Origin of the sequence: Pseudomonas sp. P5_109 (assembly GCF_034009455.1) — a bacterium.
GTDB lineage: Bacteria > Pseudomonadota > Gammaproteobacteria > Pseudomonadales > Pseudomonadaceae > Aquipseudomonas.
Window position 1 is genome coordinate 6,588,830 of record NZ_CP125380.1, and the last position, 12,244, is coordinate 6,601,073.

The window sequence follows — 12,244 nt, forward strand, 5'->3', positions numbered from 1 at the left end:
CGGATCAGTATCCTAGCACCCTCTCGCCCGCTGACGCTAAGAACAAGCGGGCAGCCCCAAAGGTTTAAAAACGAATGAATGCTCTTGCCCGCCGCGCCGCAGGCCTGCTGCTCAGCACGGTTTGCCTGCCCCTCTCGGCCCTGGCTGCCGACCCGCAACCCACCCACGAATTCACCCTCGACAATGGTCTGAAGGTGGTCGTGCGTGAAGACCACCGTGCACCCGTGGTGGTTTCCCAAGTCTGGTACAAGGTCGGCTCCAGCTACGAGACGCCGGGCAATACCGGCCTGTCCCACGCCCTGGAACACATGATGTTCAAGGGCAGTGAGAAAGTCGGCCCCGGCGAAGCCTCGCTGATCCTGCGCGACCTCGGCGCTGAAGAGAATGCATTCACCAGCGATGATTTCACCGCGTACTACCAAGTGTTGGCCCGGGATCGCCTGGGCGTGGCCTTCGAGCTGGAAGCCGACCGCATGGCCAGCTTGCGCCTGCCACCTGATGAGTTCGCCAAGGAAATCGAGGTCATCAAGGAAGAACGTCGCCTGCGTACCGACGACAAGCCGATGTCCAAGGCCTACGAGCGTTTCAAGGCCATGGCCTACCCGGCCAGCGGCTACCACACGCCGACCATCGGTTGGATGGCCGACCTTGAGCGGATGAAAGTCGAAGAGCTGCGCCACTGGTACGAAACCTGGTACGTGCCTAACAACGCCACGCTGGTGGTGGTTGGCGATGTCACCCCGGACGAAGTCAAAACCCTGGCCCAACGCTATTTCGGCCCGATCGCCCGGCGTGAAGTGCCGGCCGCGAAAAAACCGCTGGAACTGGCTGAACCGGGCGAGCGCCAGATCACCCTGCATGTGCAGACCCAACTGCCCAGCCTGATGCTGGCCTTCAACGTACCGAGCATCTCCACCGCCGACGACAAACGCCTGGTCAATGCCCTGCGCCTGATCTCGGCGCTGCTCGACGGCGGCTACAGCGGACGCATCCCGACGCAACTGGAGCGTGGCGAAGAACTGGTGTCCGGCGGCTCGTCGAGTTACGACGCCTACACCCGCGGCGACAGCCTCTTCACCCTGTCGGCATCGCCAAACTCGCAGAAAAACAAGACCATTGCCCAGGCGCAAGCCGGTTTGTGGAAGCTGCTCGACCAGTTGAAAACCACGGCGCCAACCGCTGAAGAGCTTGAACGCGTACGTGCACAAGTCATCGCCGGCCTGGTCTTCGAGCGCGACTCGATCACCAGTCAGGCCACGGCCATTGGCCAACTGGAAACCGTCGGTCTGTCATGGAAACTGATGGACACCGAACTGGCCGACCTGGAAAGCGTCACGCCGGAAGACATCCAGAAAGCCGCCAAGCTGTATTTCACCCGCGAACGTCTCAGCGTCGCCCATGTACTGCCTCTGGAGACGACTCATGAGTGAGCGTAAAAAATCCCGCCTGGCCCTGATCGGGTTGATCGCCGTTGCCGTGATCGGTTCTGCCGCGTTCTATTTGTCGCGCTCTGGCCAAACCAATGCCAGTGAAGCCCTGGACAAGGCCAAGGCCAGCCAGAAACTGCAGTCGCTGACCGAGCTCAACGGCAAGGCACCGGACCACCGCAAGCTGGACGTGCAGACCTGGAACACCGCCGAAGGCACCAAAGTGCTGTTTGTCGAAGCCCATGAGCTGCCGATGTTCGACATGCGCCTGATCTTCGCCGCCGGCAGTAGCCAGGACGGCGACGCACCGGGCCTGGCGCTGTTGACCAACGCCATGCTCAACGAAGGCGTGGCCGGCAAGGACGTCGGTGCCATTGCCCAGGGCTTCGAAGGCCTGGGCGCCGATTTCGGCAACGGCGCTTACAAGGACATGGCAATCGCCTCGCTGCGCAGTCTCAGTGCCAAGGACAAACGCGAGCCGGCCCTGCAGTTGTTCGCCGAAGTCATCGGCAAGCCGACTTTCCCTGCCGATTCGCTGGAGCGCATCAAGAACCAGATGCTCGCCGGTTTTGAATACCAGAAACAGAACCCCGGCAAACTGGCGAGCCTGGAACTGATGAACCGTCTGTACGGTGATCACCCGTACGCGCATTCCAGCGACGGCACGGCGAAAAGCGTACCGGCGATCACCGCGGCACAACTGCGTGCTTTCCACGAGAAAGCCTACGCAGCCGGTAACGTGGTCATCGCACTGGTCGGTGACCTGTCCCGCGCAGAAGCAGAAGCCATTGCTGCGCAGGTTTCCAACGCCCTGCCCAAAGGCCCGGCCTTGCCGAAGATCGCGCAACCGGTCGAACCCAAGGCCAGCGTCGGCCACATCGAGTTCCCGTCCAAGCAGACCAACCTGATGCTCGCGCAATTGGGCATCGACCGCGACGACCCGGACTACGCGGCATTGTCCATGGGTAACCAGATTCTCGGTGGCGGTGGCTTCGGCACCCGCTTGATGAGCGAAGTGCGCGAGAAGCGTGGCCTGACTTACGGCGTGTATTCGGGCTTCACCCCGATGCAGGTGCGCGGCCCGTTCATGATCAATCTGCAGACCCGGGCCGAGATGAGCGAGGGCACCCTGAAACTGGTGCAGGACGTGCTCGCCGACTACCTTAAAACCGGCCCGACGGAAAAAGAGCTCGACGACGCCAAGCGCGAACTGGCCGGCAGCTTCCCGCTGTCCACCGCGAGCAATGCCGATATCGTCGGCCAACTGGGCGCCATCGGCTTCTATAACCTGCCGCTGAGTCACCTGGAAGACTTCATGCAACAGTCCCAGGACTTGACCGTCGAGCAGGTCAAAGCGGCCATGAACAAACACCTGAGCACGGATAAAATGGTCATCGTCAGCGCTGGCCCGACCGTGCCGCAAAAGCCGTTACCGGCCCCTACTGATAAACCTTCCGAGCAGCCGCTCGGGGTTCCGGAGCATTAATGGCCAGTCCAAAAAAACCAGCACGCAACGTCCATAACGGCGTGAACCAACTGCGCATCATCGGCGGCGAATGGCGCAGCCGGAAGCTGAGCTTCCCCGACGCCCCGGGCCTGCGCCCGACGCCGGACCGCGTGCGTGAAACCCTGTTCAACTGGCTCGCGCCGTACGTGCCGGGCGCCAAGGTGCTCGACCCGTTTACCGGGAGCGGTGCGCTATTCCTCGAAGCCTTATCTCGCGGCGCGGCCATGGGCCAGGCGCTGGATGCCAGCAATATCGCGGTGTCCAGCCTGAAGGAGCACCTGGGTACGCTGCGTTGCACCAACGGCCAGGTCCAGACCGCTGACGCCCTGCGCTACCTGGAAACCCAGACCGCAACGGCCTACGACCTGGTGTTCCTCGATCCGCCGTTCAACCAGAACCTGCTGCCCGCCGTCTGCAAGTTGCTCGAAGAACGCCAATGGCTGGCCGAAGATGCCTGGGTGTATACCGAAAGCGAGTCGGCGCCTTCGACCCTGGGCCTGCCGGAGAACTGGCGCCTGCACCGGGAGCAAAAATCCGGGCGCGTGTATTACTCGTTGTGGCAACGCAGCGCCTGAATGCCTGGCGAGATGACAGCACCAAAGCCTACTTGGCAATGCCCTACATAGTTACCGCCTGACACCCTCCCGGATCATCCACAGTGGTTTGCGCAAATACCTGCAAACCACTGAGGATGTACACGGATGAACACTTCCCGCAGCACGTTTGTGCTGTCCTTTATCGCCTGGCTGCCGCTCATGGCTAGCGCGGCGACACCCCCTGCGACACAAGACTTCGTACTGGATAACGGCCTCAAGGTTGTCGTGCGCGAGGACCACCGCTCCCCCATCGTCACCGCCCAACTCTGGATCAAGGTCGGTTCAAGCTACGAACCGCCCGGCCAGTCGGGCCTGTCCCACGCCCTCGAACACATGGTCTACAAAGGCAGCAGCAAGGCCTGCGCCGGAGAGTTCTCGGCGATACTGGAAAAACTGGGCGCCAGCGAAAACGCAGTTACCGGCACTGACTTCACGGTATATCACCAAACACTTTCTTCGGGCCGCGCTGGCGTCGCTTTCGAAATACTCGCCGACCTGATGAGTACGGCCAAGCTGGATGCACAGGACTTCACACCGGAGCTCAAGGTGATTCAGGAGGAGCGTCGGATGCACGTTGATGATGAAATCACCGTGCTGGCTCACGAACGACTGAACAGCATCGCCCACCCGGCCAGCGGCTACCGCACCCCGACGATTGGCTGGATGCACGACCTGCAACGAATGAACGCCGTGCAATTGCAGCAGTGGTACCAGGCCTGGTACTCGCCGGGCAATGCAACGCTGGTGGTCGTTGGCGATGTTGCACCTGAGCAGATCAAGGCCCTGGCACAGCGGTACTTCGGACACCTTGAGCGGCGCGCGACACCTGTGGCGCCTGCACCCGTCGAGCTGGCTTCTGCCGGTGAACGGTCACTGACCCTGCATGCACCGATAGCATCCCCGCGCCTGATCATGAGCTTCAACACGCCCAGCCTGGCCACGGCCCTGGATCATCGGACCGCCCATGCCCTGCGTCTGCTTGATGTGTTGCTGGCCGGGTCCAACAGCGCGCGAATCAAAGAGCAACTGCAACTGGGCGAAGCAATATTCACTGAAGTCCACTCAGAGTACGACGCCTTCAATCGCGGCGATTCGTTGCTGACCATCAGCACACAGCTCAATCCGGACAAACTCAAAGACCCCGACGAGGCGCTCGCCCGACTCTGGAAAGTGATCAATGCACTAAAAGACAAGGCACCGGAAGCAGCAGAGCTGGAGCGCGCGAAAAACCTCCTGATCGCTAACGCGGTTTATGCGCAGGATGATCTGCAAGGGCAGGCAGGCACCCTGGGCCTGCTGGAAACCATCGGCCTCGACTGGCGGCTGGCCGATCAGGATACGGACGAGCTGAATAAGGTCACTCCCCTGGATATTCAACAGGTCGCAAAGACTTACCTGACGCGTGAACGCCTGAGTACCGCGACAATCTTGCCGGAGAAAAAATAATGGATAAGCTCAAAGGCCTGATCAATGGATTGATTCTGGCCGGCATGCTGTTGAGTACACAGGCCCTTGCCGCTGCAACCACGGCACCCCAGAAACCAACGCTGCAATCGCTCAATGAACCACAGATTCAGGCGATCCACCGCACGCTGTCGATCAAGGGTTATAAAACTCTCAGTGGAACGAAGATCCTGTTCATCCGCACCCCTGGCCTGCCGATGTTTGATGCCCTTGTGAGCTTTGCCGCCGGCAGCGCCCATACACTGCATCAACCCGGTCTGGCCGCGGTGACCTTCAGTCTTTTGAATGAAGGCGTAGCGGGCAAGGACGTCAACGCCATACAAGCGACCTTCGATAATCTGGGTGCAAGGGTGGCAATGGACATCAACCAGGATCGGACCCTTTTTTCTCTGCGCAGCCTGAGCGACGAAGGCCGGCGCGCTCCAGCTCTGGAACTGTTTGCCCAAGTACTCGGCAAACCGCTGTTGCCGCAAGAGTCCCTGCCTAGGGTGAAATCCGAAATGCAGTACTTACTGGACCGTGAAGATCAGTCGCATGCAGCTCAAGCCCGAGAAGCCAATCTCGGCCAGCTATTTCCCGAACACAGTTATGCTCAGTCTCTCTACGGAACCCGGGCCGGACTAGCCTCCATCACCCGCACCCAGGTGCAAGACTTTCATCGCACGGCTTATGCCGCGGGCAATGCCCAGATCACACTGGTCGGTGATCTCACCGAGGAAGAAGCCCAGCGCATCGGCGCGCAGATATCCGCGGCCTTGCCCCTGGGACCGGCCACTGCCGCGATCCAGTCTGTGACAAGTCCAGCCGCTCCGGATCTGCTGCGTGTCGAGCGACCATCAACCCAGGCTTACTTGTACCTTGCCCAGCCAAGTGTCCTGCGCAGCAGTTCGGACTACCTCGCACTGCAGATGGCTACGCAAGTTTTCACCAAACGCCTGACTAATGAACTTCGTGAACGCCGAGGCCTGACCTACCACGTTGAAGCCGACCTCTCATCCCTTCAGGCAAAAGGGATTCTGAGCATTAACTTGCAGACCCGACCGGATCAGGCCGATGCCGTGCTGGGCCATATCAAGTCGATGTTCAGCGACTTCCTCGCTCAAGGGCCGACCCAACAGGAACTCGACGACATCCAGCAGCATCTGGCCGGTAGCGCTCCATTGGGCCGCGCCACCAATGCACAGATTTTGAGCCGACTGCACAACATCGGCATCCACAATCTGCCGCTGGATCTCGACTTTTCCATACAAGCCGCCCTGGAGCTGAACCTCGCATCAGTCAAGAATGCCCTCAAGCGACATCACCACGCCGACCAATGGCGCGTTGTCATCCTGGGGCCGAAGACAGATCAACAAGCGTTGCCAGCTCCAATCGAAAGCACAACCAACGCCATGTGTCGCGCACCTGAAGAGATTGTGGCAAGTTAGTTACTCGCGACGACGCGGTCGCGGCTCTGTCCCGCCGCGTCTTCGGGCAGACTCATGAGCACTTTCTCCGAGAACCGCTGTGCACCCGCACTCCGCAATAGCCCAACCACTACCGTTCACCCCCGCCTTCGGCATTGGCAACCCGCACTTGCAAACCTTGTGGGGGCCGCTGTGGCGTAAAACCGTGCACATCGCCCGCGAGCGCGAACGCCTGTGGCTTGAAGATGGCGATTTTCTCGACCTCGACTGGCACGGTCCGCACAGCGCCGAGGCTCCCTTGGTGCTGGTGTTGCACGGGCTCACCGGTTCGTCGAATTCGCCTTACGTGGCCGGCATGCAAAAGACCCTGGGTGACCGGGGCTGGGCCAGCGTCGCGCTGAACTGGCGGGGCTGTTCGGGTGAGCCCAATCTGTTGCCACGCAGCTACCATTCCGGTGCCAGCGAAGACCTGGCCGAAACCATCCGGCATTTGCGCGCCAAACGGCCTCTCGCGCCACTGTATGCGGTGGGTTACTCCCTGGGCGGTAACGTCCTGCTCAAGCATTTGGGCGAGACTGGCACCGACAGCGGCGTGATGGCTGCCGTGGCGGTGTCGGTGCCGTTCCGCCTGGACCAGTGCGCCGATCGCATCGGCCAGGGCTTCTCGAAAATTTACCAGGCGCACTTCATGCGCGAGATGGTCGCCTACATCAAGAACAAACAGCGACAGTTCCAGCACGACGGACGCGAAGAGGGACTGGCAGCCCTGGCGGCCCTCGGATCACTGGAAAACATGCGCACGTTCTGGGATTTCGACGGACGCGTCACCGCACCACTGCACGGTTTCGCCGATGCCGAGGATTACTATCGCCGCGCTTCCAGCCGCTATTTCCTTGGCGAAATTCGTACGCCGACCTTGATGATTCAGGCCGCGGACGACCCCTTCGTGTTCCCCCACAGCCTGCCGCACATCGATGAACTGTCCGCTTGCACGCAATTCGAACTGCAAGCCAAGGGCGGGCATGTCGGCTTCGTCGACGGTACGCTCAGGCAACCGGGTTACTACCTGGAACGGCGCATCCCCGAGTGGCTGGCCGCCATGGAGCGCGCTTGAATCATGGATGCTGACCAGGGCGAGTCCATCCACTTCTGGCAAACCCCGCCGCTGGCCGGGGTCGAGTTGTTGTCCGCCCGTTACATCGATCATCGTTTCGCCCCCCACGTACATGACGGCTATGTGATCGGCATGATCATGGCCGGCGCCCAACGTTATCGCTATCGCGGTGTCGAACACCTGGCGGGCAGCGGCACGCTGGTGCTGATCAACCCCGATGAACTGCACACCGGCCACAAAGGCACCGAGGATGGCTGGCTGTACCGGGCGTTTTATCCGGACAGCAGGCAGATAACCTCGCTGCTGGATGAACTCGAACTGCCGACCCACCACTTGCCGGCCTTCGGCGCCACGCTGTATCGCGACCAGGATCTGGTGAACGGCTTCTGCCAGCTCCACCGCCTGCTGGAAAGCCCGGCCACCGCATTGCAGCAACAAACGGTCTGGCGGGAACTGGTGCTGTCGCTGTTGCAACGTCATGCAGCAGTGCCCGATGCAGGCCAACCTGGCAAGGAACACCGGGCCGTGAGCCTGGCCAAGGAGTTGCTGCACGCACAACTGGCGGCACCGCCCTCACTGGAGGCACTGGCGGCGGCGGTCAATCTCTCGCCATTCCATTTCACCCGGGTGTTCCGCCGGGCCACCGGCATGCCGCCGCACACATGGCTGATGCAACAACGCATCGCCCGGGCCCGGGCGTTGCTGCAAAGTGGTTGTCTGCCGCTGGAAGTCGCGATGCAACTGGGGTTTGCCGACCAGAGTCACCTGAGCCGGCAGTTCAAGCAGGTGTATGGGGTTGGGCCGGGGGCGTATCGCACAGCCCGGCAGTTACCTGGATCTCGATGACAACAAAAATCCATTGTGGGAGCGGGCTTGCTCGCGAAAGCGGTGGTTCAGTCAACATCTTCTTTGACTGTCACACCGCTTTCGCGAGCAAGCCCGCTCCCACAGGGTTGTGTGGTGATTATTCGCCGGTGGCGACGCCCCGCGCAGGTTCGTTGATCCACTCGCTCCACGACCCGGCATACAACGAACCCAACGGATAACCGGCCAGGCACAACGCAAACAGGTTGTGGCACGCCGTCACGCCGGAACCGCAGTACGCCACCAGATCATTCGGCGAACGATCGCCCAGTTTGGCGGCAAAGCGCTGCTTGAGTTGATCGGCCGGCAGGAAGCGACCGTCACTGCCCAGGTTGTCGGTAAACGCCGCACACTGGGCACCGGGAATGTGTCCGGCCACTGGATCGATCGGCTCCACTTCGCCCTTGAAACGCGGCAATGCGCGGGCATCGAGCAGGGTCAGTTCCGGCCGGGAGAGGCGCTTTTGCAATTGCTCGGCACTGATCAGCAACGCCGTGTCAGGCTTGCCAGTGAAGGAACCACGGAGGATCGCCGGCGCATCCAGGCTCAGCGGCAAACCGGCTGCGTGCCAGGCCTTGAGCCCGCCATCGAGGATGAATACACCGTCACGCTTGCCCAGCCAGGCCAGCAACCACCAGGCCCGCGCCGCATAGGCACCCGGACCGTCGTCATACAGCACCACTTCGCTATCGGCGTTGACGCCCCAGGCTTGCAGGCGCTCGATCAATTGCGCCGGCTCGGGTAACGGATGACGCCCGGTCACGCCCTTGACCACGGCGCCACTCAGATCACGCTCAAGGTCGGCATAGCGCGAACCGGCGATGTGCCCTTCGGCATAGCTGCGCTGGCCGTAATCCGGGTCTTCGAGAGCAAAACGACAATCCAGAATCACCAGCCCCGGCTGGTCCTTTTTCAGGTCCAGTGCTTGCGGGCTGATCAGTTGCGCAATGGGCATAACGGGCTCCTGTGATTAAGTCGGTCTTGATCCTACTGTACTTCTTCCAGTGCCTGGGCCAGGGGCACGTAAAACTCTTCGAACAAGGCGTTGACCGCATCGCGGGACTGATCCGTGACGAACCCCGCTTCCAGCACCAGAACCTGATAAACCCCGCGTTTAATGGCCTGTTCGCTCAAGTGACTGGAGTTCTCCCGCGTGGTGCACAGGAAGCGCACCCATGACGTGAGGATGATCCAGGCATTGAGGGTCAGGGATTCGATCTGCACCTTGTCCATTTTCAAAATGCCGGCGGCGACAAAACCTTCGTAGATCGCCCCACCCTGGATCAGGCAACGCTGGGAAAAGCGTCGATAGCGGTCGGCCAGCTCGGGGTCGCTATCGAGCAAATGTTCGAGATCGCGATGCAGAAACCGGTAGCGCCACATCGCCGACAGCAGCTCCTTGAGGTAGAAGCGTTTGTCTTCCACCGTGGCGGCACGGCCCTGGGGCGGGCGCAGGAAGCTGTCCACCAGGCTTTCGTACTCGCTGAACAAAACGGCGATGATCGCCTGCTTGTTAGGGAAGTGGTAGTACAGGTTGCCCGGGGAAATTTCCATATGGGCAGCAATGTGGTTGGTACTGATGCTGCGCTCGCCCTGCTGGTTGAACAGCTCCAGGCTGTTCTGCACGATGCGCTCGCTGGTTTTGATCCGTGGGGCCATGGCTTGAGCTTTAATTCAGAGTGCGTTGACGGGCATCTTAGATCTATCCGCGAGCGGATAAAACAAAGCTGTTCCAGGATGTCATTTGACTTTCTAGAGCATAGACTCTAAAAAGTGCTTCATTACAATAAATCCGGAGCCGACCATGACTGCTGAAATTTCCTACCTGCAGAACCTACAGCAGCCGCTGGAAGAGCTTCAGGCTCTGTTCGACGCCCAGCGTGCCGCGTACGCCGTCAACCCGATGCCACCCGCCGCGCAGCGTCAGCAATGGCTCAAGGCGCTGAAGGATTTATTGAACAATGAACGCCAGGCCCTGATCGATGCGATCAGCCAGGACTTCAGCCATCGCAGCGCCGATGAAACCCTGCTCGCCGAACTGATGCCCAGCCTGCACGGCATCCATTACGCCAGCAAACACCTCAAGGGCTGGATGCGAGCCTCGCGACGCAAGGTTGGCGCCGCTTTCCAGCCCGCCTCTGCCAAAGTCGTTTACCAACCGCTGGGCGTGGTCGGGGTCATCGTGCCGTGGAACTACCCGCTCTACCTGGCCATCGGTCCGCTGGTCGGCGCGCTGTCCGCAGGCAATCGGGTGATGCTCAAGCTCAGTGAGTCGACCCCCGCGACCGGTCTGCTGATGAAGCAACTGCTGGCGCGCATCTTCCCTGAAGACCTGGTTTGCGTGGTGCTGGGCGAGGCTGATATGGGCGTGGCCTTCTCGCGGCTGCCGTTCGATCACCTGCTGTTCACTGGTGCCACCAGCATCGGCAAACACGTCATGCGCGCCGCCGCGGAAAACCTGACCCCGGTGACCCTGGAACTGGGCGGCAAGTCCCCGGCCATCGTTTCCCAGGATGTACCGCTCAAGGACGCCGCCGAGCGCATCGCCTTCGGCAAGACCCTGAACGCCGGCCAGACCTGCGTGGCCCCGGATTATGTGCTGGTGCCGGAGGATCGCGTCGGTGGTTTCGTCGAGGCCTATCGCACCGCCGTCCGCAGTTTTTATCCGACACTCGCCGACAACCCGGACTACACCGCGATCATCAATGAGCGCCAACTGGCGCGCCTCAACGGCTACGTCAGCGACGCCACCAGCAAGGGTGCGTTGCTGATGCCGCTGTTCGACCAGGGTCAAGGCCGCCGCATGAGCCATAGCCTGCTGCTCAATGTCACTGACGACATGACGGTGATGCAGGACGAGATCTTCGGGCCACTGCTGCCGATCGTGCCGTACAAGGATCTGGATCAGGCGTTTGCCTACATCAACCAGCGCCCTCGCCCACTGGCGCTGTATTACTTCGGCTACGACAAGCGCGAACAACAGCGTGTGCTGCACGAAACCCATTCCGGCGGTGTGTGCCTGAACGACACCCTGCTGCACGTTGCCCAGGACGACATGCCGTTCGGCGGCATCGGTGCCTCGGGCATGGGTCATTACCATGGCCATGAAGGCTTCCTGACCTTCAGCAAGGCCAAGGGCGTGCTGATCAAACAGCGGTTCAACGCGGCGAAACTGATCTACCCGCCGTACGGCAAGTCGATTCAAAAGCTGATCCAGAAGCTGTTCATCCGCTAACAATCATCACAGTCGGGTAATAACAACAATGACCCCCAGCCTGTCCGATACACCCGCGCTGTCACGGCGCGGGCTGCTTAAATTCAGCCTCGGTGCCACAGCTTTCCTCGCTACCGCCGGGCTCGGAGCCAGCCTCAGCGGTTGTTCGCCGAGTGCGCCAGCCAGTGGTTTCGTCACGCTGCGCAGCGGCGATCTGCCGTTTTTACGGGCGTTGATTCCGGTCATGCTCGAGGGTGCGGCGCCCTCCGAACGGAGGCCCGAGGCGGTCGAAGGCACACTGAAAAGCCTGGATTACAACCTCGCCCATCTGTCGCCGCAAATGCTCAAGCTGACCCAACAACTGTTCGATGTGCTGGGCATGGCCGTGACTCGCGGACCGCTGACCGGGATCTGGGGCAGTTGGGAAAACGCCAGCGCCGACGATATTCGGCGCTTTCTCGATCGCTGGGAAAACAGCTCGTTGAGCCTGTTGCGCATGGGCCACAGTTCATTGCTGCAACTGGTGATGATGGCCTGGTACGGACGCAAGGAATCGTGGGCGCATTGTGGGTATCCCGGGCCGCCTACCGTTTGATACCGAGTCGACGCCTTCGCGAGCAAGCCCGCTCCCACATTGACCGCATGACCCTGT

Annotated in this window: 11 protein-coding genes; 9 read left to right on the forward strand and 2 right to left on the reverse strand. The window is 61.0% G+C overall.

Annotated elements, in window-relative coordinates; genetic code table 11:
• Positions 1–74 precede the first annotated feature (74 nt).
• The 7 genes from QMK54_RS29400 (at position 75) to QMK54_RS29430 (ending at position 8,360) form a co-directional block, all read left to right on the forward strand.
• Positions 75–1,430 (forward strand): M16 family metallopeptidase, encoded by a 1,356-nt coding sequence (locus QMK54_RS29400; protein WP_223589664.1) that lies wholly within the window; start codon positions 75–77, stop codon positions 1,428–1,430.
• On the forward strand, positions 1,423–2,913 hold the full coding sequence (locus QMK54_RS29405; protein WP_223589660.1) for a M16 family metallopeptidase: 1,491 nt from the start codon (positions 1,423–1,425) through the stop codon (positions 2,911–2,913). The genes QMK54_RS29400 and QMK54_RS29405 overlap by 8 nt, the downstream gene beginning before the upstream one ends.
• The gene (gene rsmD / locus QMK54_RS29410) at positions 2,913–3,509 is read left to right on the forward strand and encodes a 16S rRNA (guanine(966)-N(2))-methyltransferase RsmD (RefSeq protein ID WP_110662683.1); all 597 of its coding nucleotides are present in this window, start codon (positions 2,913–2,915) and stop codon (positions 3,507–3,509) included. The genes QMK54_RS29405 and rsmD overlap by 1 nt, the downstream gene beginning before the upstream one ends.
• 126 nt (positions 3,510–3,635) lie before the next feature.
• Complete coding sequence (locus QMK54_RS29415) at positions 3,636–4,976, forward strand: M16 family metallopeptidase (RefSeq protein ID WP_223589657.1); 1,341 nt, start codon at positions 3,636–3,638, stop codon at positions 4,974–4,976.
• Positions 4,976–6,421, forward strand: coding sequence for a pitrilysin family protein (locus QMK54_RS29420; protein ID WP_320401733.1), 1,446 nt, complete (start codon positions 4,976–4,978; stop codon positions 6,419–6,421). The genes QMK54_RS29415 and QMK54_RS29420 overlap by 1 nt, the downstream gene beginning before the upstream one ends.
• Positions 6,422–6,500: 79 nt before the next feature.
• Positions 6,501–7,514, forward strand: a complete 1,014-nt coding sequence (locus tag QMK54_RS29425) for a hydrolase (RefSeq protein WP_223589652.1) — start codon at positions 6,501–6,503, stop codon at positions 7,512–7,514.
• Between the two features lie 3 nt (positions 7,515–7,517).
• Complete coding sequence (locus QMK54_RS29430; RefSeq protein ID WP_110660805.1) at positions 7,518–8,360, forward strand: AraC family transcriptional regulator; 843 nt, start codon at positions 7,518–7,520, stop codon at positions 8,358–8,360.
• 118 nt (positions 8,361–8,478) lie between these two features.
• Here the strand turns inward: QMK54_RS29430 and QMK54_RS29435 are convergent, their stop codons facing one another.
• Both QMK54_RS29435 and QMK54_RS29440 read right to left on the reverse strand, forming a co-directional pair.
• On the reverse strand, positions 8,479–9,333 hold the full coding sequence (locus QMK54_RS29435; protein ID WP_320401734.1) for a sulfurtransferase: 855 nt from the start codon (positions 9,331–9,333) through the stop codon (positions 8,479–8,481).
• A gap of 32 nt (positions 9,334–9,365) precedes the next feature.
• Positions 9,366–10,037 (reverse strand): TetR/AcrR family transcriptional regulator, encoded by a 672-nt coding sequence (locus QMK54_RS29440; RefSeq protein ID WP_103395789.1) that lies wholly within the window; start codon positions 10,035–10,037, stop codon positions 9,366–9,368.
• A gap of 145 nt (positions 10,038–10,182) precedes the next feature.
• Between QMK54_RS29440 and QMK54_RS29445 the strand changes: the two genes are divergently transcribed.
• The gene (locus QMK54_RS29445; RefSeq protein WP_223589643.1) at positions 10,183–11,613 is read left to right on the forward strand and encodes a coniferyl aldehyde dehydrogenase; all 1,431 of its coding nucleotides are present in this window, start codon (positions 10,183–10,185) and stop codon (positions 11,611–11,613) included.
• 28 nt (positions 11,614–11,641) lie between these two features.
• Entirely contained in the window at positions 11,642–12,187 is a 546-nt protein-coding gene (locus QMK54_RS29450) for a twin-arginine translocation pathway signal protein (protein ID WP_320401735.1), read from the forward strand.
• Positions 12,188–12,244: the final 57 nt, after the last annotated feature.

Bases quoted from the DNA above. Each gene is read 5' to 3' on its own strand.
- QMK54_RS29435 (WP_320401734.1), bottom strand. From the start codon at position 9,333: ATGCCCATTGCGCAACTGATCAGCCCGCAAGCACTGGACCTGAAAAAG.
- rsmD (WP_110662683.1), top strand. From the start codon at position 2,913: ATGGCCAGTCCAAAAAAACCAGCACGCAACGTCCATAACGGCGTGAAC.
- QMK54_RS29415 (WP_223589657.1), top strand. From the start codon at position 3,636: ATGAACACTTCCCGCAGCACGTTTGTGCTGTCCTTTATCGCCTGGCTG.
- QMK54_RS29430 (WP_110660805.1), top strand. From the start codon at position 7,518: ATGGATGCTGACCAGGGCGAGTCCATCCACTTCTGGCAAACCCCGCCG.
- QMK54_RS29440 (WP_103395789.1), bottom strand. From the start codon at position 10,037: ATGGCCCCACGGATCAAAACCAGCGAGCGCATCGTGCAGAACAGCCTG.
- QMK54_RS29420 (WP_320401733.1), top strand. From the start codon at position 4,976: ATGGATAAGCTCAAAGGCCTGATCAATGGATTGATTCTGGCCGGCATG.
- QMK54_RS29405 (WP_223589660.1), top strand. From the start codon at position 1,423: ATGAGTGAGCGTAAAAAATCCCGCCTGGCCCTGATCGGGTTGATCGCC.
- QMK54_RS29445 (WP_223589643.1), top strand. From the start codon at position 10,183: ATGACTGCTGAAATTTCCTACCTGCAGAACCTACAGCAGCCGCTGGAA.
- QMK54_RS29450 (WP_320401735.1), top strand. From the start codon at position 11,642: ATGACCCCCAGCCTGTCCGATACACCCGCGCTGTCACGGCGCGGGCTG.
- QMK54_RS29400 (WP_223589664.1), top strand. From the start codon at position 75: ATGAATGCTCTTGCCCGCCGCGCCGCAGGCCTGCTGCTCAGCACGGTT.